The 17,704-nt window shown below is 70.8% G+C and carries 20 protein-coding genes; 7 read left to right on the top strand and 13 right to left on the bottom strand.

Translation table 11 applies throughout. From position 1 onward, the window contains the following. Nucleotides 1-59: 59 nt before the first annotated feature. Complete coding sequence (gene mqnE / locus ACFY0I_RS19475) at nucleotides 60-1,223, bottom strand: aminofutalosine synthase MqnE (protein WP_388897053.1); 1,164 nt, start codon at nucleotides 1,221-1,223, stop codon at nucleotides 60-62. A gap of 53 nt (nucleotides 1,224-1,276) precedes the next feature. Beyond that, on the bottom strand, nucleotides 1,277-1,732 hold the full coding sequence (locus tag ACFY0I_RS19470; protein ID WP_281206151.1) for an Lrp/AsnC family transcriptional regulator: 456 nt from the start codon (nucleotides 1,730-1,732) through the stop codon (nucleotides 1,277-1,279). Between the two features lie 121 nt (nucleotides 1,733-1,853). Here ACFY0I_RS19470 and ACFY0I_RS19465 point away from each other — a divergent pair, with 121 nt between their 5' ends. After that, nucleotides 1,854-1,988 (top strand): hypothetical protein, encoded by a 135-nt coding sequence (locus ACFY0I_RS19465; protein WP_388897050.1) that lies wholly within the window; start codon nucleotides 1,854-1,856, stop codon nucleotides 1,986-1,988. Here ACFY0I_RS19465 and ACFY0I_RS19460 read toward each other — a convergent pair. Continuing rightward, the gene (locus ACFY0I_RS19460) at nucleotides 1,985-2,674 is read right to left on the bottom strand and encodes a UbiX family flavin prenyltransferase (RefSeq protein ID WP_388897047.1); all 690 of its coding nucleotides are present in this window, start codon (nucleotides 2,672-2,674) and stop codon (nucleotides 1,985-1,987) included. The genes ACFY0I_RS19465 and ACFY0I_RS19460 overlap by 4 nt on opposite strands. 98 nt (nucleotides 2,675-2,772) lie before the next feature. On the opposite strand from ACFY0I_RS19460, the gene ACFY0I_RS19455 reads away from it, so the two are divergent. After that, nucleotides 2,773-3,378 carry a rhomboid family intramembrane serine protease gene (locus ACFY0I_RS19455; RefSeq protein ID WP_388897045.1) on the top strand — a complete coding sequence of 202 codons (606 nt, stop codon included), beginning with the start codon at nucleotides 2,773-2,775 and terminating at the stop codon, nucleotides 3,376-3,378. Nucleotides 3,379-3,403: 25 nt separating this feature from the next. On the opposite strand, the gene mqnP is transcribed toward ACFY0I_RS19455, so the two are convergent. Genes mqnP through ACFY0I_RS19440 form a run of 3 tightly spaced genes read right to left on the bottom strand, consistent with a single transcriptional unit; the run spans nucleotide 3,404 to nucleotide 6,263 of the window. Then, nucleotides 3,404-4,327 carry a menaquinone biosynthesis prenyltransferase MqnP gene (gene mqnP, locus ACFY0I_RS19450; RefSeq protein WP_388897042.1) on the bottom strand — a complete coding sequence of 308 codons (924 nt, stop codon included), beginning with the start codon at nucleotides 4,325-4,327 and terminating at the stop codon, nucleotides 3,404-3,406. Then, on the bottom strand, nucleotides 4,324-4,809 hold the full coding sequence (locus tag ACFY0I_RS19445; protein WP_388897040.1) for a hypothetical protein: 486 nt from the start codon (nucleotides 4,807-4,809) through the stop codon (nucleotides 4,324-4,326). The genes mqnP and ACFY0I_RS19445 overlap by 4 nt, the downstream gene beginning before the upstream one ends. Next, the gene (locus tag ACFY0I_RS19440; protein WP_388897037.1) at nucleotides 4,806-6,263 is read right to left on the bottom strand and encodes a menaquinone biosynthesis decarboxylase; all 1,458 of its coding nucleotides are present in this window, start codon (nucleotides 6,261-6,263) and stop codon (nucleotides 4,806-4,808) included. The genes ACFY0I_RS19445 and ACFY0I_RS19440 overlap by 4 nt, the downstream gene beginning before the upstream one ends. A 90-nt stretch (nucleotides 6,264-6,353) precedes the next feature. On the opposite strand from ACFY0I_RS19440, the gene ACFY0I_RS19435 reads away from it, so the two are divergent. Both ACFY0I_RS19435 and ACFY0I_RS19430 read left to right on the top strand, forming a co-directional pair. Next, nucleotides 6,354-6,779: a PLD nuclease N-terminal domain-containing protein gene (locus ACFY0I_RS19435; RefSeq protein ID WP_388897034.1), complete on the top strand. Its 426-nt coding sequence runs from the start codon at nucleotides 6,354-6,356 to the stop codon at nucleotides 6,777-6,779. Between the two features lie 139 nt (nucleotides 6,780-6,918). Next, nucleotides 6,919-7,455, top strand: a complete 537-nt coding sequence (locus ACFY0I_RS19430; RefSeq protein WP_388897031.1) for a hypothetical protein — start codon at nucleotides 6,919-6,921, stop codon at nucleotides 7,453-7,455. 90 nt (nucleotides 7,456-7,545) lie between these two features. Here ACFY0I_RS19430 and ccsB read toward each other — a convergent pair whose 3' ends face one another. From ccsB to hemL, 7 genes are all read right to left on the bottom strand, one after another. Then, nucleotides 7,546-8,625 (bottom strand): c-type cytochrome biogenesis protein CcsB, encoded by a 1,080-nt coding sequence (gene ccsB, locus ACFY0I_RS19425; protein WP_388897028.1) that lies wholly within the window; start codon nucleotides 8,623-8,625, stop codon nucleotides 7,546-7,548. Continuing rightward, nucleotides 8,622-10,358: a cytochrome c biogenesis protein ResB gene (locus ACFY0I_RS19420; protein WP_388897025.1), complete on the bottom strand. Its 1,737-nt coding sequence runs from the start codon at nucleotides 10,356-10,358 to the stop codon at nucleotides 8,622-8,624. Before ACFY0I_RS19420 ends, ccsB begins: the two co-directional genes overlap by 4 nt. A 13-nt stretch (nucleotides 10,359-10,371) precedes the next feature. Then, complete coding sequence (locus ACFY0I_RS19415) at nucleotides 10,372-11,145, bottom strand: cytochrome c biogenesis CcdA family protein (protein WP_388897022.1); 774 nt, start codon at nucleotides 11,143-11,145, stop codon at nucleotides 10,372-10,374. Nucleotides 11,146-11,149: 4 nt separating this feature from the next. Continuing rightward, nucleotides 11,150-11,794, bottom strand: a complete 645-nt coding sequence (locus tag ACFY0I_RS19410; RefSeq protein ID WP_388897020.1) for a TlpA family protein disulfide reductase — start codon at nucleotides 11,792-11,794, stop codon at nucleotides 11,150-11,152. Nucleotides 11,795-11,860: 66 nt separating this feature from the next. Continuing rightward, nucleotides 11,861-13,093 (bottom strand): hypothetical protein, encoded by a 1,233-nt coding sequence (locus tag ACFY0I_RS19405; RefSeq protein ID WP_388897017.1) that lies wholly within the window; start codon nucleotides 13,091-13,093, stop codon nucleotides 11,861-11,863. Between the two features lie 295 nt (nucleotides 13,094-13,388). After that, nucleotides 13,389-14,063, bottom strand: a complete 675-nt coding sequence (locus ACFY0I_RS19400) for a histidine phosphatase family protein (protein ID WP_388897015.1) — start codon at nucleotides 14,061-14,063, stop codon at nucleotides 13,389-13,391. Beyond that, nucleotides 14,060-15,394: a glutamate-1-semialdehyde 2,1-aminomutase gene (gene hemL, locus ACFY0I_RS19395; RefSeq protein ID WP_388897012.1), complete on the bottom strand. Its 1,335-nt coding sequence runs from the start codon at nucleotides 15,392-15,394 to the stop codon at nucleotides 14,060-14,062. The genes ACFY0I_RS19400 and hemL overlap by 4 nt, the downstream gene beginning before the upstream one ends. Nucleotides 15,395-15,527: 133 nt before the next feature. On the opposite strand from hemL, the gene ACFY0I_RS19390 reads away from it, so the two are divergent. The 3 genes from ACFY0I_RS19390 to ACFY0I_RS19380 all read left to right on the top strand — a co-directional run bounded on the left by ACFY0I_RS19390 (nucleotide 15,528) and on the right by ACFY0I_RS19380 (nucleotide 17,668). After that, nucleotides 15,528-16,145 carry a hypothetical protein gene (locus ACFY0I_RS19390; protein ID WP_388897009.1) on the top strand — a complete coding sequence of 206 codons (618 nt, stop codon included), beginning with the start codon at nucleotides 15,528-15,530 and terminating at the stop codon, nucleotides 16,143-16,145. A 77-nt stretch (nucleotides 16,146-16,222) separates the two neighbouring features. Next, nucleotides 16,223-16,744, top strand: a complete 522-nt coding sequence (locus ACFY0I_RS19385; protein ID WP_388897006.1) for a GNAT family N-acetyltransferase — start codon at nucleotides 16,223-16,225, stop codon at nucleotides 16,742-16,744. A 189-nt stretch (nucleotides 16,745-16,933) separates the two neighbouring features. Further along, nucleotides 16,934-17,668 (top strand): Mut7-C RNAse domain-containing protein, encoded by a 735-nt coding sequence (locus tag ACFY0I_RS19380; protein WP_388897003.1) that lies wholly within the window; start codon nucleotides 16,934-16,936, stop codon nucleotides 17,666-17,668. The last annotated feature ends 36 nt before the right edge of the window (nucleotides 17,669-17,704 follow it).

Here is a 17,704-nt window from a genome sequence, read left to right as displayed (position 1 = left end):
GGGCAACGGAGAAGCCCCGGTCCGCTGGGGACCGGGGCTCCGTCGAGGGCTGCGAGCGCTCAGAGGCGCATCGCCTGCGGGGTCTCGCGCAGGTCGGCGTCCGGGCCGGGGTACTCGCGGATGATCTCGTAGCGCGTGTTGCGCTCCACGGGGCGGAAGCCCGCCTCGCGGATGAGGTCGAGGAGGTCCTCGCGGCCGAGCTTGTTCGGGGTGCCGTAGTTGTCGGCGTCGTGCGTGATCTTGTACTCCACGACCGAGCCGTCCATGTCGTCCGCGCCGTGCAGCAGGGCGAGCTGGGCGGTCTGGACGCCGTGCATCACCCAGAACACCTTGACGTGCGGGACGTTGTCGAAGAGCAGCCGGGAGACCGCGAAGGTCTTCAGCGCCTCGGCGCCGGTCGCCATCGTGGTGCGCGCCTGGAGCTTGTTGCGGACCTTGCCGTCCTGCATGTCCACGAAGTCGTGCTGGTAGCGCAGCGGGATGAAGACCTGGAATCCGCCGGTCTCGTCCTGGAGCTCGCGCAGTCGCAGCACGTGGTCCACGCGGTGGCGCGGCTCCTCGATGTGCCCGTAGAGCATCGTCGCCGGGGTCTTGAGCCCCTTCGAGTGGGCCAGGCGGTGGATGCGCGACCAGTCTTCCCAGTGGGTGCGGTGGTCGACGATGTGCTGACGGACCTCCCAGTCGAAGATCTCCGCGCCGCCGCCGGTCAGCGACTCCAGGCCGGCCTCGATCAGCTCGTCCAGGATGTCGGAGGCCGACATCCCGGAGATCGTCTCGAAGTGGTGGATCTCCGTCGCCGTGAACGCCTTCAGCGAGACGTTCGGCAACGCCTCCTTGAGGGCCGACAGCGAACGCGGGTAGTACCGCCACGGCAGGGTGGGGTGCAGACCGTTGACGATGTGCAGCTCGGTGAGGTTCTCGTTCTCCATGGCCTTGGCCAGGCGGACGGCTTCCTCGATGCGCATCGTGTACGCGTCCTTCTCCCCCGGCTTGCGCTGGAAGGAGCAGTACGCGCAGGAGGCGGTGCACACGTTCGTCATGTTGAGGTGGCGGTTGACGTTGAAGTGGACCACGTCACCGTTCTTGCGCATGCGCACCTCGTGCGCGAGGCCACCGAGCCAGGCCAGGTCGTCCGACTCGTAGAGGGCGATGCCGTCCTCACGCGTCAGCCGCTCGCCGGAGCGGACCTTCTCCTCCAGCTCACGCTTGAGCCCAGCGTCCATGCCGGTGTCTCCTCTTTGTCCTGACCTGCCTGCAACCGCCACCCACCGTACTCTCAGCTCTCCTCGGGCAGCTCCCCGACCCGGTTCTCCCACTTCGTGGAGAGCACGATCGTGGTGCGGGTGCGCGAGACGCCCTTGGTGCCCGAGAGCCTACGGATGATCTTCTCCAGGCCGTCGACGTCGCTGGCGCGGACCTTCAGCATGAAGGAGTCGTCGCCCGCGATGAACCAGCAGTCCTCGATCTCGGCGAGGTCGCGCAGCCGGCGGGCCACGTCCTCGTGGTCCGCCGCGTCGGAGAGGGAGATGCCGATCAGCGCGGTGACGCCGAGCCCGAGCTCGGCGGCGGCCACCGTCGCGCGGTAGCCGGTGATGACGCCGGCCGTCTCCAGCCGGTTGATGCGGTCGGTGACGCTGGGGCCGGAGAGGCCCACGAGACGGCCCAGCTCCGCATACGAGGCACGACCGTTCTCGCGAAGTGCCTGGATGAGCTGCCTGTCCACCGTGTCCATTACGTGGAGCCTTCCATTATTCGGCGATGCTGCAAGTCTAGGTATAGAATCAAAGGCGTGCAGGGTCAACACCCTGCGAATCTTTCAACTGATCAATGACGATCTTCAGGAGTGGTTCACCGTGTACACGATCGAGATGGCCTACGCACACATGCGACAGCTCCAGGAGCTGGCCAACCGATCCCGCACCGACCAGCCGTCCGCCGCCCACCACGTGGACAAGACCCGCAAGCCGCGCAGCGCCAAGAAGCGCTAGTCACCGCCGCTCGCCCCCTCGGGAGGCCGGGAGCCACCGAGCTCCCCCTCCCACCGGCGGTACAGCCCGTGCGGCACATCGGCCGCGTCGAGCACCCGCCCCGCGACGAAGTCCACCAGATCCTGGATGTGCGTCGCGCCCGCGTAGAACGCCGGAGAGGCGGGCAGCACCACTGCGCCCGCCTCGTCCAGCGCCACCAGGTGTTTCAGGGTCTGCCCGCTGAGCGGGGTCTCCCGCACCGCGACCACCAGCCGGCGCCGTTCCTTGAGCGTCACGCTCGCCACCCGCTGGAGCAGGTCCTTCGACAGTCCCAGCGCCACCCCGGCCACACAGGCCGTGGACGCCGGCACGATCAACATCCCCTTCACGGGGTACGAGCCCGAGCTCGGCCCGGCCGCCAGGTCGCCGGCCGCCCAGTGACGGACGTCGTCCAGCTCCGGCGCCGCGAACGTGCCCGGCTTCCCGTCCGCCCCGCGCTCCAGCCACCGGGCCAGGTCATCGCGCCAGTGCGCGTCACGGAAGGCGATGCCGGTCTCGTCCAGGAGGGTGAGCCGGGAGGCCCTGCTCACCACCAGGTCCACACTTTCCCCCGCGGCCAGCAGCCCGCGGAGCACCGCCGCCGCGTACGGCGTCCCGGACGCCCCGGAAACCCCGACCACCCACGGGGTGCGATTGCGCTCAGTCATACCTCCGAGACTATCCGGCCACACCGGAAGGGCACTGGGTAAGGTGGCCCGACGTTTCAAGGGGTGGGACGCACGACGCATCGGGGGGCGGGGCCGCCATGGCGGAAGCACAGGTCGAGGAGTGGAGCCGTACGCGGCGGGCCAAGGCGGCCGCCCTGCTGATGCTGGGGTGGGTGGGCCTGCTCTGGCTCATAGAAGCGGTCGACCACGCCACCGGGCACGCGCTGGACGAGTACGGCATCGTGGCCCGGGAACCCGAGAGCCTCCTGCGGTCCCCGCTGGCCGCGTTCCTTCACTTCGGCTTCGACCACGTCGCCTCCAACAGCGTCCCGCTGCTGGTCTTCGGCTTCGTCGCCGCGCTCGGCGGCATCCGCCGCTTCCTCGCCGTCAGCGCCCTCATCATCGTCGCCGACGGCATCGGCACCTGGCTGATCTCCGAGTCGGACAGCATCACCACCGGTGCCTCGGGCCTCGTCTTCGGCCTCTTCGGCTACCTCGTCGTGCGGGGCTTCGTCGAGCGCAGGATCCTGGGCATCGTGGTGGGCGTGGTGATCGGCCTCTACTGGGGAGCGGGCATCTTCTACGGCCTCCTGCCCGCCGACGACGGGATCAGCTGGCAGGGCCACCTCTGCGGCCTCGCGGCCGGCGTGGCCACCGCCCTCTTCTTCCGCCGACCGAAGCCCGGCGCCGCCCTCACGTTCTGAACCGCGCCGTCCGCAGGGCCGGCGTCTAGAAGGTCAGCCCCCGCACGACCAGGTCGAGCAGCGCGCACACGAACAGGGCCATCCCGATGAACCCGTTCACCGTGAAGAAGGCGCGGTTCAGGCGGGACAGGTCGTGCGGCTTGACGATGGTGTGCTCGTACAGGAACGCGCCGACCACGATCACCAGGCCGACCCAGAAGAGCACGCCCGCGTCCGTCAGCACGCCGTACCAGGCCAGCAACCCGGTGGTCACCACGTGCGCGCCGCGGGCGCCCCACAGGGCCGCCGGGATGCCGAAGCGGGCCGGTACCGAGCGGACGCCCTCGGCCCGGTCGGCCGCCACGTCCTGGCAGCCGAAGATCAGGTCGAAGCCGCCGATCCACACCCCGACGGCGAGCCCCAGCACGACCGCGTCCCAGGACCACTCGCCGGTGACGGCCAGCCATGCACCGATGGGCCCCATGGCCTGGGCCACGCCCAGGATGGCGTGCGGGAAGTCCGTGAACCGCTTCCCGTACGGGTAGACCACCATCGGCACCACGGCGATCGGCGCCAGCATCAGACACAGCGGGTTCAGCAGCGCGGCCGAGCCCAGGAACACGAGGAGCGCGATCCCGGCCCCGGTCCAGGCGGAGCGCACCGACACCGCGCCGGTGACGAGTTCGCGCCCGGCGGTGCGCGGGTTCCGGGAGTCGATCTCCCGGTCGATGATCCGGTTGGCGGCCATCGCGAAGGTCCGCAGCCCGACCATGCAGATGGTCACGAGCAGCAGCGTGCCCCAGTGCACGGTCCCGTCGAGCTGGAACATCGCGGTGAAGGCGGCGATGTAGGCGAACGGCAGCGCGAAGACCGAGTGCTCGATCATCACGAGCCGCAGGAACGCCTTCACCCTGCCGTGCGTCCGGGGCGCGGGTCCGGGCCCGAGGACCCCCTCGGCGGCCGACGTCATCCCAGGGACCTCCGGAACTGTTCGAGTTCGACGCGCAGGTCGGCGAGGGCGGTCGGACCGATCTCCACCTCCAGCGCGGGCGTGCCCTCCGACGGCGGCGGGACGACGGACGCCAGGAAGGCGAAGCCCTCGCCGGCGGGCCGACCGCTCAGGCGCAGCACGTCGTGGGCGGCCACGGTCAGCACGACCGTGAACTCGGCGTCCGGGTCGGCGGTCGCGTCCAGCAGGCTGCTCGCGAAGGCGTCGGCGTCGGCGGTGGACAGCTCGTTGAGGGCGATCTCGCGACCCTCCCCGTCCGTCCGGTCGGCGATCAACTGCCACAGGTCGGACGGCCCCGCGAACTCCTCGGGGGTCACCCCCGCCCGCTCGGCCGCCTCCCGCACACCCGGCTGCGCCGGGTCGATCTCGGGGCGCACGAGCGCGACGCAGGGGGTGTCGGTACCGATGAAGAGGGCGGGTCCGCCCACGGCGATGGGACTCACAGTCCGTACTCCTTCCAGCGGCGGTCCACGAGGGCCGCCGTCGCGGGGTCGGACTCCACCATGTCGGGCCAGCCGCCGTCGCGCGTGTAACCCTCCTCCGGGAGTTTCTTCGTGGCGTCGATGCCCGCCTTGCCGCCCCAGAACTGCTGGTACGAGGCGTGGTCCAGATGGTCCACCGGGCCCTCGACCACCGTCAGGTCACGCGCGTAGTCCGTGTTGCCCAGCGCCCGCCAGGACACCTCGTGCAGGTCGTGGACGTCACAGTCCTTGTCCACCACGACGATCAGCTTGGTCAGCGACATCATGTGGGCGCCCCAGATGGCGTGCATGACCTTCTGCGCGTGCTTCGGGTACTTCTTGTCGATCGAGACGATCGCGCAGTTGTGGAAGCCGCCCGACTCCGGCAGGTGGTAGTCCACGATGTCCGGAACGATGATCTTCAGGAGCGGCAGGAAGAACCGCTCGGTGGCCCGGCCCAGCGGTCCGTCCTCGGTCGGCGGGCGACCGACCACGATCGACTGGATCAGCGGACGCTTGCGCATCGTCACGCAGTCGATCTTCAACGCGGGGAAGGGTTCCTGCGGGGTGTAGAAACCGGTGTGGTCGCCGAACGGGCCCTCGGGGAGCATCTCCCCGGGCTCCAGCCAGCCCTCGATGACGACCTCGGCGTTGGCCGGGACCTGGAGCGGGACCGTCTTGCAGTCGACCATCTCGATCCGCTTGCCCGCGACGAAGCCGGCGAACAGGTACTCGTCGATGTCGCCCGGCAGCGGCGCCGTGGAGGCGTAGGTGACGGCAGGCGGGCAGCCGAAGGCGATCGCGACGGGCAGCCGCTCACCCTTCGCGGCGGCGACGGCGTAGTGGTTGCGGCTGTCCTTGTGGATCTGCCAGTGCATGCCGATGGTGCGCTTGTCGTGGCGCTGGAGGCGGTAGAGGCCGAGGTTGCGCACGCCCGTCTCGGGGTGCTTGGTGTGCGTCAGGCCGAGGTTGAAGAAGTCCCCGCCGTCCTTGGGCCAGGTGAACAGCGCCGGGAGCTGGTCGAGATCGACGTCGTCGCCGGTGAGGACGACCTCCTGGACGGGAGCGGACTCGCCCTTCACCTTCTTCGGCGGGACGTGCACCATCGAGCCGAGCTTGCCGAAGGCCTCGCGGACACCGATGAAGCCCTGCGGGAGTTCGGGCTTGAGCAGCCCGCCGATCTTCTCGCTGATCTCCGCGTACGACTTCAGGCCGAGCGCCTTCAGCAGCCGCCGGTCCGTACCGAAGACGTTCATGGCGAGGGGCATCGCCGAGCCCTTGACGTTCTCGAAGAGCAGCGCGGGACCCCCCGCCTTGTTCACTCTGTCGACGATCTCCCCTACCTCCAGGTACGGGTCGACTTCGGCCTTGATGCGCTTGAGGTCGCCCTCCCGCTCCAGAGCCCGGAGCAGCGAGCGGAGATCGTCGTAAGCCATGGGGCCCAGTATCCGTCACCCTCTACCCTGGAAGCGTCACCGGGGCCCGACGCGGTCCCGCCGCCACTGCCCGGGAGTCGGTCCCACACCGTGCTGCGCCTTGTGCCCTTCCTGCTTCTCCTCGCACTGACCATCTACGCCTTCGTCGACTGCCTGAACACCCCGGAGGAAGAGGTCAAGGCCCTCCCCAAGGGGGTCTGGGTGATCATCATCCTGCTGTTCTCGATCGTCGGCCCGCTGGTCTGGCTCTTCGCGGGCAAGAAGCGTTCCGCGGTCGGTGGCGCGGGGGGCGGTCGGTCCCGCCGCAACCAGTGGGTCGCTCCCGACGACAACCCGGACTTCCTGAAGTCGCTGAGCGCCGAGCAGGAGAAGAAGGACGAGGCCCAGCAGGCGAAGGAGGCCGAGGAGGCCGCCGGGGAAGCCGACGGCGAGGCGCGGGGCAAGGACGAGGGCGGCGACCGCGAGCCCGACGGTGACCGCGATCGCGACCGCGATCGCGACAAGGACAAGGACTGACGCCCCGCGGCGTTCCCCCCCGCATGACCCCGCCCGACCGGGAACTCGCGCGCGGGGTCGGCGCGTTCACGGGGAGGTGGGTCGCCATGTGACGCGAAAGATGATTGAACGCGTTCAAGTCGGCTGACAGAATGGCCCCATGCCACTGCCACGGGCCCCGCAGCACGGCGGGCCGCGGATCATCGACACGGCCCTGCGCAACCTCCTCGCGTACGGCGTGCTCGTCGCCGCCCTGCTCGCCATGACCGGCTGGAACCCGCAGCGCGCCTCCCCCGGCCCCGTCCCCGCCGTCTACGACGCCCGCCTCTCCGAGATCGTCGGCACCTGGCGCTGCGTCGACGGCACCGTGGTGGTCTTCCACCCCGGCGGCGCCGCCTCCGTCACCCTCCTCGACGGTCAGGAACGCGACTACGCCGCGGGCTGGCGACTGTCCGGCCCGGCCACCTGGACGCTCACCGACGACCAGCCCGCCGGCCGCAACCTCGGCCAGCACCTGCGTCTGGACCTGCCCGCCGCCACCGGCACCGCGACCCGCAGCAACACGGTCACGCGGACGCCCGGCCGCTACTCCTGGACCTTCGAGCTCCGCCGCGACGAACGCCGGACCCTGGAGCTCTACTTCTTCCTCGGCCCCGCGCAGGGCAACGGCGCCTACGTCCTGGAGAAGGACGCCTGAGCGAAGCCGGCCCGCGCCCACGAAAAGGCCCCGCCGCCCGCCCGAGGTCGTCGGGACGGACGGCGGGGCCCTCGAAGCCGCCGGCGGGCGTCAGACGCCCGCGTACGAGTGCTTGCCGCTCAGCAGGATGTTCACGCCGTAGTAGTTCCAGATCCAGCAGGCGAACGCGAACAGCGCCAGGTACGCGGCCTTGCGGCCCTTCCAGCCCGCCGTGGCGCGCGCGTGCAGGTAGCAGGCGTACGCGACCCACGTCACGAACGACCAGACCTCCTTGGGGTCCCAGCCCCAGTAGCGGCCCCAGGCGTCGCCCGCCCAGATCGCGCCCGCGACGATGGTGAACGTCCACAGCGGGAAGACCGCCGCGTTGATGCGGTACGAGAACTTGTCGAGCGAGGCCGCGGAGGGCAGCCGCTCCATCACCGAGGTGCGGAAACGACCCGGTGTGCGGCCCGCCTCCAGGTGGCTCTCGTAGCTGTCCCGGAACAGGTAGAGCACCGCGCCGGCCGCGCCGATGTAGAAGACGGCGCCGCAGAAGATCGCGGTGGAGACGTGGATCCACAGCCAGTACGAGTCCAGGGCCGGCACCAGCTGGTCGCTGTCGGTGTACAGCACCTTGACGGCGATGCCGAGGTCGAGCAGGACGGTGGTGACCAGGATCAGACCGAGCCAGCGGACGTTCTTCTTCAGCGCGAGCAGCAGCAGGTACGCGCCGACGGCCACCGTCGAGAAGGTGATCGAGAACTCGTACATGTTGCCCCAGGGGGCCCGCTGCACCGACATCGCGCGGGCGACCACGCCGGCCGCCTCGATCAGGAAGCCCAGCGCGGTCAGGGAGACCGCGACCCGCCCGTACAGGTCGCCCTGCTCGTCGCCGCCGGCGGCGCCCGGGCCGTCCGGCACGTCGCGCGAGCCGGTGGCCGAGCGGGTGACGACCTCGGGCCTGTCGAGGACGGCGGTGCCGCCCTTGCCGCGCACCTGCACGGCGGGCGCCCCGGCGGCCCGCGGCGCGGTCAGCGCGGCGGCCGTGCGGGCCACCTTGCTGCGGCTGCCGAAGGTCCACTCGAGGATGTGCGCGAGGAAGGCGAGCGTGTAGACCGCCATCGACGAATAGATCAGGTAGTTGCTGACCTGCGCCAGGTTCTCATTGGCTGCGACTGCGAGCGGCGTCATCCGCGCTCCCCTTCAACGTTTTCCTTGACAGGTTGTCCGGGCGCCGAGGGCGCCTGCTGGTGGAGGGCGGCGGACAGCACCGCGAGTTCCTCCGGGAGCCTGGCGGACTCGCTGCGGCCGAGGCCCGCCATCTCGACGACGGTGACGCCGTCCTTGCCGGTCACCGCCCGGACCCAGATCCGGCGGCGCTGGATGAACAGTGAGGCGGCCAGACCGCCGATGGCGACGACGGCGCCCGCGAGGGCGAGGCCGTTGGCGGGCTGCTGGGTGACCGAGAAGGTCGCCCAGCGCTCGATGCCCTCGAACTTCACGGTGCCCGCGCCGTCCGGCAGGGTCATCGTCTCGCCGGGCAGCAACCGCTTCTTGAAGAGCTCGCCCTGCTCGTCCTTGAACTCCTTCATCTTCGAGGTGTTCAGCTGGTACACGTTCTGCGGCAGGCCCGAGTCCACGCCGAGACTGCCGTGGTAGGCGCTCAGCGCGAGGACGGGGAAGTCCAGCGCGGGGAACTGCGAGAGCATCGTGCCCTTGCCCTCGCCCGCGAAGGTCGGCACGAACATGGCGTTGAAGCCGAGCTGCTCCTGCTTGCCGTCCTTGTCCTTGTAGCCGTCGGTGACCTTGACGGCGCCCGAGGAGCTGAGGTTGGAGTCGAAGGGCAGCATCGGCACGGCGTCCTTGTAGATCACCTTGCCGTCGGCCCCGGTCACCGAGATGACCGGCGCGTAGCCGTGGCCGAGGAGGAAGACCTTGGAGCCGTCGACCTCCAGCGGCTTGTTGACCTCGATCTCGGTCTTGACCGGCTTGCCGTGCGCGCCCTCGCTGAAGGTGACGTACGCCTTGAAGTCGCGCGGGGTGCCCTTCTGCGGGCCGCTCGTCTCGTACGTCGCGTCGAACTTGTCCAGGGTGAACGAGAACGGCGGCAGGCTGTCGGGCGAGAAGAGGCCGCCGTACTTGAAGTCGTCGTACTGGGTCAGCGTGTTCGAGAAGCCCTTGCCGCGCAGGACGAGCTTGCCGCCCTCGGACTTGTAGAGCTGCCCGACGGCGAAGGCCACCAGCATGAAGATCAGGGCGATGTGGAAGGCCAGGTTCCCGGCCTCGCGGAGGTAGCCCTTCTCGGCGGCGACGGCCGTCCCGGACGCCTCCGTACGGAAGCGCCGGCCGCCCAGGAGGGTCTTCGCCGAGGCGAGCACCTCCTCGGGGGACTTCTCCGTGCGCCACGTCGCGTACGCCGGCAGCCGGTCCAGGCGCCGGGGGGCGCCGGGCGGACGGCCGCTGAGCTGGCCGATGAACTGCCAGGTGCGGGGCACGATGCAGCCGATGAGCGACACGAACAGCAGGATGTAGATCGCGGAGAACCACACCGAGCTGTAGACGTCGAACAGCTGGAGCTTCTCGGCGATCGGCACCCAGAACTCGTGCGTGTCCTTCCACTGGGCGACCTTCATCGCGTCGACCTGCGTCTGCGGGACGAGCGAGCCGGGGATGGAGCCGAGGGACAGCAGGAAGAGCAGGATCAGCGCCACCCGCATGGAGGTGAGCTGACGCCAGAACCAGCGGGCCCAGCCGATCACGCCGATGCCGACGGGGGCGGACGGCGCGTCCTCCAGCGGGGCCGTGGACAGCTGCGCGCCGGCCGCGGCGTCGGTGGCGTCCGCGGCGGGGTCGACGGCTTCGGCGGGGTCCGCGGGGGCGGAGTCGTGCGGCGCCTCGCCGGGCGCCCTGTCGGTCGTACTCATGTCCGTGTAGTCCTCAGATCCCGACCGTGAAGCTCTCGCTCCAGCTCTGCATCTCCATGACGATGCTGCCCCACCATCCTGTGACGAGCAGGATGCCGGTGGCGACCAGCATGCCGCCGCCGATGCGCATCACCCACGCGTAGTGCTTCTTCACCCAGCCGAACGCACCGAGCGCCTTGCGGAAGGCGACGGCGGCGAGGATGAACGGTACGCCGAGTCCGAGGCAGAAGACGGTGGTCAGCAGCGCGCCCCGGCCGGCGCTGGCCTGCTCGAAGGCCAGGCTGTTGACGGCGGCGAAGGTCGGGCCCATGCAGGGCGTCCAACCGACGCCGAACAGGACGCCGAGCACGGGAGCGCCGAGCAGTCCCGCGGCCGGCTTCTTGTGGAAGCGGAACTCGCGCATCGTCAGGCCGGGGATGAGTCCCATGAAGAACAGGCCGAGGACGATCACCAGGGCGCCGAGCACCCGGGAGATCACGTCCTGGTGGGCCTGGAGGCTCTGGCCGAAGTACCCGAAGAGCGCGCCGGTCGAGACGAAGACGGCGGTGAAGCCGAGGACGAAGAGGGTGGCCCCGGCGACCATCCGGCCGCGCCGCGCGTCGGCGAGGTCGACCCCGCCGACGCCGGTGACGTACGACAGGTAGCCGGGGACCAGCGGCAGCACGCAGGGCGAGAAGAAGGACACCAGACCGCCGAACAGGGCGATCGGCAGGGCGGCCAGCAGGCCGCCGTTCAGGACCGTGGTGTTGACGCCGATCGGCTCGGCGGCCAGGAGGTACTCGACCACGAGGTCACTTCTCCGCGAGGAGCGGGTCGATCATCGAGCGCAGCTGCTCCTCGTTGAGCGCGACGAGGGCACGGGCCGCGATCCGGCCCTCCTTGTCGAGCACGATCGTGGAGGGGATGGCCTGCGGGTTCAGCGTGCCCTTGGGGAAGCGCAGCATCAGCTTGCCGTCCGGGTCGTAGAGGCTGGGGTAGGTGATCCCGTAGGTCTCCTCGAAGGAGGCCGCGTTCTGCTTGCTGTTGTCGCGGGTGTTGAGGCCGACGAAGGCGACGTCCTTGCCGCCGTCGGCCATCTCCTTCGAGACCTTCGCGAAGTACGGGGCCTCGGCGCGGCACGGCGGGCACCAGGAGCCCCAGACGTTGAGGACGACGACCTTGCCCTTGAGGGCGGTGGTGTCGAGCGTCTGGCCGGCGACCGTCTCGCCGTCGAGCTTGGGCGCTTCCTTGCGGTCGGCCGCGGCGACGGTGGCGATGCCGGTGGGACCCGCCACGTAGTTGCCGCCGGCGGACCCGGAGGGCTTGCCGCCGCCGTCCCCGTCGCCGCACGCCGTCAGGGTCATGGCGCTCGCGAGGGCCACCGCGGTCAGCAGGACGGTGCGGCCGCTGGTCGAGCGGCGGCTACTTCGGCGGCGAAGGGCGCGGCTAAGGCTCATGTGAAAAGTTTCGCATGAGCGATTTGCGGATCTTCCGCGCCCCCCGACGCGAAGTCAATGCGCTGGTCAGGTACGGGAGAGGTACGTGGACCAGCCACCGTCCGGCTGCTTGCCCGGTCCGAGGGCGTGCAATTTGGCCAGTACGGCGGGGTCCTGGACGTCCAGCCAGTCGGTGAACTGCCGGAAGGATATGAGCCGTACATCCTTTTTGTCCGCGATGGACTTGAGGGCCTCCTCGACGGCGTCCATGTAGATCCCGCCGTTCCACTCCTCGAAGTGGTTGCCTATGAAGAGGGGCGCGCGGTTGGTCTCGTAGGCCCGTCGGAAACCACCGAGGTAGGTGGCGGTGGCCTGGGAGCGCCAGCCCGGGTAGTTGGCGGGGACGCCCTTCGTCGAGTTCTTCGACTGGTTGGCGAGGATGTTGTAGTCCATCGACAGCACGTCGAAGGAATGCCCGGGGAAGGGCAACGACTGGAGCGGCAGGTCCCAGACCCCCTCCTTCTTCACCGGCCAGGTCTGCAGGCCACCGGGCGAGCTGGCGTCGTAGCGCCAACCGAGCTCGCGGGCGACGGGCAGCAGGGTGTCCCGGCCCAGCAGGCAGGGGGTGCGGCCGCCCACCAGTTCCTTGCGGTAGTCGAAGGGCAGCGGTTCCAGGTCGGCGAAGCCGGTGTTGGTCCGCCAGCCGGTGACGAACGACACGGCTTGGTCGATCTCGGTGCGCCAGTCCTCGGAGGTCCAGCGGGCCACGGAGCCGGAGCCGGCGCAGAAGTGGCCGTTGAAGTGGGTGCCGATCTCATGCCCGTCGAGCCAGGCCTGGCGGACGTGGCCGAGGGTGGCGCGGATGTTCTCGTCCTTGAGGTAGCCGATGTCCGACGCCCCGACGGGGTTGCGCGGCGGCTTGTAGAGGTGCTTCTTCGACTCGGGCAGCAGGTAGAGGCCGGAGAGGAAGAAGGTCATGGTCGCGTCGTGGTCGCGGGCGAGCTTGAGGAAGCGCGGGAACAGGCCGTTGCCGACCTCGCCGGCCCCGTCCCAGCTGAAGACGACGAACTGCGGCGGCGTCTCGCCCGGCTGGAGCGGCACGGGGGCCGCCGGCTGCCGGGGTTGCCCTCCGGTGTCGGCGGTGGAGCCGTCCCCGATCGGTTTGGCGTCGGGTTTCGCGGGGCTCGCGGTGGAGTCCGGCCCCGCGCCGCCCTGTTCGGATCCGCCGCCTCCGCCGCCACAGCCCGCTACGCCCATCGCGGCGGCGGCAGCGCCGAGTCCGAGCAGTGTCCTTCGACTGAAGTCTCGTACGTCGCTCATGAAATGTCATATAAACGGACAATCCAAGGGCGCCGACACCCCGCCCCGCCCGAGCGCACGGAACTTGATCGAACGCATCCCGAACCATGGCGTCCTTTTGACCTTCACGCCGGAACCGGGTCGCGGACGACGCGAACGGGCCGGGTTCGGGGTAACGGAGGCCGGGCCGGGGAGCGCGACGACAGGGCCGGCCGGACCCGACGGCAGGGCCGGGGCGGGGCGGCAGGGCCGCCCGGGGCGACGGGGCGGGGCGGCCCGGGCCGGGGGCGTCGCGTGGCCCCCGGCCGAGCGGGAATCAGGCCCCGAAGGCCTTCGACTTGCCCTTGACCGGCTTCGCCCCGGCCAGCAGGTGCGCCGGAACCAGGTCCCGCGCCGGCTCGCTGTAGCCCACCGACACCAGCCGCTCGCCCTGGTACGTGAACGACGTCAGCGAGGCCAACGTGCACTGCCGCCGCCGCGGGTCGTGCCACAGCCGCCGCTTCTCCGCGAAGCTGCGCACGATCCAGATCGGCAGCTGGTGACTGACCGCCACGGCCTCGTGCCCGCGCGCGGCGTCCCGCGCGGCCTCGATCGCACTCATCATCCGCACGACCTGCTCGACGTACGGCTCGCCCCAGGACGGCTTGAACGGGTTCGTCAGGTGCTTCCAGTTGCCCGGCTTGCGCAGCGCGCCGTCGCCGACGCCGAAGGTCTTGCCCTCGAAGACGTTGCCCGCCTCCAACAGTCGCCCGTCGGTGGCCAGGTCCAGGCCGTGCGTCTTCGCGATCGGCATGGCCGTCTCCTGCGCCCGCTCCAGCGGGGACGCCACCACGTGGCTGATGTCCCGGTCCTGGAGGTGCTCGGCGACCCGGTCGGCCATCTCCCGGCCGAGCTCGGAGAGGTGGTAGCCGGCCCGACGGCCGTAGAGGACGCCGTCCGGGTTGTGCACCTCGCCGTGCCGCATCAGGTGGACCACGGTGATGTCGCTCATGCGCCCGCCTCCGGGTTCGCCTCGGCGGCCGCACGGGCCGCGGCCGGCAGGGCGGCGGCGATGCGCTCGACCGCCCGCTCGTCGTGCGCCGTGGACACGAACCAGGACTCGAACGCCGACGGCGGCAGGTAGACGCCCTGCGACAGCATCGAGTGGAAGAACCCGTTGAAGCGGAAGCTCTCCTGCTTCTTCGCGTCGTCGTAGTTGCGGACCTCGTCCGCCGTGAAGAACACGGAGAACATGTTGGAGGCCGTCTGCAACCGGTGCGCGACGCCCTCCTTGGTCAGCGCGTCCGTCACCAGGCCCTGGATCTCCCGGGAGACCGCGTCGACCTTCTCGTACGCCGCGTCGTCCAGCAGCCGCAGCTGCGCGAGACCGGCGGCGGTGGCGATCGGGTTACCGGACAGCGTGCCCGCCTGGTAGACCGGGCCGGCCGGGGCCAGGTGGCCCATCACGTCGGCACGCCCGCCGAAGGCCGCCGCCGGGAAGCCGCCGCCCATGACCTTGCCGAAGGTCATCAGGTCGGGCTTGACCCCGTCGACGCCGTACCAGCCGGCGCGGGAGGTACGGAAACCCGTCATCACCTCGTCGGAGATGTACAGGGCGCCGTTCTCCCGACACAGGTCGGCCAGGCCCTGGTTGAAGCCCTCGCCCGGGGTCACGACGCCCATGTTGCCGGGCGCCGCCTCGGTGATCACACAGGCGATCTCGCCCGGGTGCGCGGCGAACGCGGCCCGGACGGCCTCCAGGTCGTTGTAGGGCAGCACGATCGTGTCCCCGGCCTGCGCGCCCGTCACGCCCGGGGTGTCCGGCAGCGCGAAGGTCGCGAGCCCGGAACCGGCGGCGGCCAGCAGGGCGTCGACGTGTCCGTGATAGCAACCGGCGAACTTGACGATCTTGGCCCGGCCGGTGAACCCACGGGCCAGCCGGATCGCCGACATGGTCGCCTCGGTGCCGGAGGACACCAGGCGCACCTGCTCGACGGGCTCGATGCGGGCGACGATCTCCTCGCCGAGGGCGACCTCGCCCTCACCGGGCGTACCGAAGGACGTGCCGCGGGCCACGGCGGCCTGGACGGCCTCGATCACCTGGGGGTGGGAGTGGCCGAGAATCATCGGTCCCCACGAGCAGACCAGGTCGACGTACTCACGCCCGTCGGCATCGGTCAGGTAGGGACCGGTACCGGACACCATGAACCGGGGCGTACCGCCCACGGCACGGAAGGCGCGGACCGGAGAGTTCACGCCGCCGGGGGTCACGAGGGACGCGCGCTCGAAGAGCGTCTGCGAAACTGGGGCTTCATACGGGTACGGGTAGCTCACACCAGCCATGGTCTCAGAGGCCGCGACAGACTTGCGGACGGGCGTTTCACCGCGCCGCCGCGGGGGAGGTCACTGCCATGATGATCAGGCTGCGTGGCGGGGGCCGCGGGGCCGGGGCAGGCAATACCAGTCGGGTGGAGATATGCAACGCGGTGGTGGACCGGGCGAGGGCACGGACGGCCTGGACCCGCAGCGCGCCCGCGATGCCCGCCGCCGAGGCAAGCACCGGCGCCGCGGAGCGGAAGCCGCCGAGCCCGTACCGGGGCCCACCCGCGATCCTGACGACGCCGGCTGTACGGACGGCCTCCCCCGGGGCCGCGGCATGGGAGTGACCTACAAGTACTTCGGCGCCCCCGACGGCGCGACCGCCGCCCGCGTCCCCGTCACGATGCGGCCGGAGGAGCTGGGCGGCGACGAGCTCGGCATGGGCGGCATGTTCACCAAGATCAAGCCGGAGACGGTCGCCGCCATGGTCCTGACCGGCATCGAGGGCATACCCCTGCACAAGGTTCCGCCGCTGGAGCTGGTCGTCCTCCACCCCGACTACGCGGTGGTCAAGCTCCCCATGACGGTCGTCGACCCGCTGCGCGGCGTGGGTGAGGAATCCGTCGGCGCTGCCGCCTTCATCTGGTCCACCGTCCCCGACCGCGGGGGCCCGCGGGACGCGTTCAACGTCTACCAGCTCCTCCACGAGTGGCAGGACTTCTCCCACCGCCTCCACGAGGCGGGCCACCAGCCGTACTGCCTGGTCTGGCCCTGACCGAGCCGACCTGCGCGGGGCCGACCCGGCCCGACCCGCGCCGCCCGGCCGGGCACCGGGGTGCGTAGCGTGGGGTCATGGAGACACGAGTACGGCTGGAGCCTTGGGCCGCCGGGGACTTCTGGCTGCTGGAGCGCAAGAACGAGCCCGTCATGACCGAGCACCTCGGCGGACCCGAGTCCCCGGAGAAGCTCGCCGACCGGCACCGCCGCTACCAGGCGCTCGGCGCCCTCGAGCCGACCGCCGGGCGGATGTTCCGGGTGGTGATCGAGGACACGGACGAGACCGTCGGCTCGATCGGCTACTGGGAACGGGACTGGCGCGACGAGCCGGTGTACGAAACCGGCTGGGCCGTCCTCCCCGAGTTCCAGGGCCGGGGCCTGGCGGTCGCCGCCCTGGCGGAACTCGTCCGGCACGCCAACGCCCACGGCGACCGCCGCGCCCTGCACGCCTTCCCGGGCGTCGACCACCCGGCGTCCAACGCGGTCTGCCGGCGCGGTGGGTTCACCTGCCGGGGAGAGGTCGACTTCGAGTACCCGGCCGGCGTCCCCCACCCCAGCAACGACTGGCGCCTGGAACTGACCCCGGCCTCCTCCTGAACCGACGGGCGAGCCCCCCGCCGGCGGCCGGAGGCCGGTGTCGGCGCCGGCTCATGTCGGCCGTCGGAGGCCGGTGTCGGCGGCTCCCTCCCGCCCCTTTCGATCCGCCCGGTTCCGGCCGCTGCGGCGGTGGGCGCGGCCGCCGTAATCCGGCGGCGCGGGCCGGGACCCCGGTGGCATGCTGACCCCGTGAACGGTCCCGACATTCAGCTCACCCTCGCCCCCGAACTGCGCCTCTTCGCCCCGCCGAACCGGCGCGCGGAACGCGTACCGACCACCACCGACGGCGCGTCCAGCATCGGCCACGTCGTCGAGTCGGCCGGCGTCCCCCTGACCGAGGTCGGCCGGTTGCTCGTCGACGGGCACGAGGTACCCCTCTCGTACGTCCCCCGCGAGGGGGAGTCCGTCGAGGTGCTCGCCGTGGACCGGCCCCAGCAGGTCACCGGCGCCCCGCTGCGCTTCCTGCTCGACGTCCACCTCGGCACGCTCGCCCGCCGGCTGCGGCTGCTCGGCGTCGACGCCGCGTACGAGAACGAGGACATCGGCGACCCCGCCCTCGCCACCCGCTCCGCGGCCGAGCAGCGCGTCCTGCTCTCCCGGGACCGCGGACTGCTGCGCCGCCGCGAGCTGTTCGCGGGCGCGTACGTCTACAGCGACAACCCCGACGAGCAACTGCGCGACGTCCTGGGCCGCTTCGCCCCCGTGCTCGCCCCCTGGACCCGCTGCACCGCCTGCAACGGCCCGTTGAGCGCGGCCGACAAGGACAGCGTCGGCGACCGGCTGGAGCACGGCACGCAGCGCTCGTACGACGTCTTCGCCGAGTGCACGGCCTGCGCACGCGTCTACTGGCGCGGGGCCCACCACGCCCGCCTGGAACGCATCGTCGTCGACGCGGTGGCGGAGTTCGGCGGCGGGGCGGGGTAGCCGGCGGCGGGGCGGGCGGGGGTGCGCTCGCCGACG

Origin of the sequence: Streptomyces sp. NPDC001568 (genome assembly GCF_042893755.1) — a bacterium.
In the GTDB taxonomy this organism is placed as follows: Bacteria; Actinomycetota; Actinomycetes; order Streptomycetales; family Streptomycetaceae; genus Streptomyces.
Note: the sequence above shows the minus strand (reverse complement) of the source record. Positions and strands in the feature narration are given on the sequence as shown.

Bases quoted from the DNA above. Each gene is read 5' to 3' on its own strand.
- mqnE (WP_388897053.1), bottom strand. From the start codon at position 1,223: ATGGACGCTGGGCTCAAGCGTGAGCTGGAGGAGAAGGTCCGCTCCGGC.
- ACFY0I_RS19470 (WP_281206151.1), bottom strand. From the start codon at position 1,732: ATGGACACGGTGGACAGGCAGCTCATCCAGGCACTTCGCGAGAACGGT.
- ACFY0I_RS19460 (WP_388897047.1), bottom strand. From the start codon at position 2,674: ATGACTGAGCGCAATCGCACCCCGTGGGTGGTCGGGGTTTCCGGGGCG.
- ACFY0I_RS19455 (WP_388897045.1), top strand. From the start codon at position 2,773: ATGGCGGAAGCACAGGTCGAGGAGTGGAGCCGTACGCGGCGGGCCAAG.
- mqnP (WP_388897042.1), bottom strand. From the start codon at position 4,327: ATGACGTCGGCCGCCGAGGGGGTCCTCGGGCCCGGACCCGCGCCCCGG.
- ACFY0I_RS19440 (WP_388897037.1), bottom strand. From the start codon at position 6,263: ATGGCTTACGACGATCTCCGCTCGCTGCTCCGGGCTCTGGAGCGGGAG.
- ACFY0I_RS19430 (WP_388897031.1), top strand. From the start codon at position 6,919: ATGCCACTGCCACGGGCCCCGCAGCACGGCGGGCCGCGGATCATCGAC.
- ccsB (WP_388897028.1), bottom strand. From the start codon at position 8,625: ATGACGCCGCTCGCAGTCGCAGCCAATGAGAACCTGGCGCAGGTCAGC.
- ACFY0I_RS19420 (WP_388897025.1), bottom strand. From the start codon at position 10,358: ATGAGTACGACCGACAGGGCGCCCGGCGAGGCGCCGCACGACTCCGCC.
- ACFY0I_RS19410 (WP_388897020.1), bottom strand. From the start codon at position 11,794: ATGAGCCTTAGCCGCGCCCTTCGCCGCCGAAGTAGCCGCCGCTCGACC.
- ACFY0I_RS19405 (WP_388897017.1), bottom strand. From the start codon at position 13,093: ATGAGCGACGTACGAGACTTCAGTCGAAGGACACTGCTCGGACTCGGC.
- ACFY0I_RS19400 (WP_388897015.1), bottom strand. From the start codon at position 14,063: ATGAGCGACATCACCGTGGTCCACCTGATGCGGCACGGCGAGGTGCAC.
- hemL (WP_388897012.1), bottom strand. From the start codon at position 15,394: ATGGCTGGTGTGAGCTACCCGTACCCGTATGAAGCCCCAGTTTCGCAG.
- ACFY0I_RS19390 (WP_388897009.1), top strand. From the start codon at position 15,528: ATGCAACGCGGTGGTGGACCGGGCGAGGGCACGGACGGCCTGGACCCG.
- ACFY0I_RS19385 (WP_388897006.1), top strand. From the start codon at position 16,223: ATGGAGACACGAGTACGGCTGGAGCCTTGGGCCGCCGGGGACTTCTGG.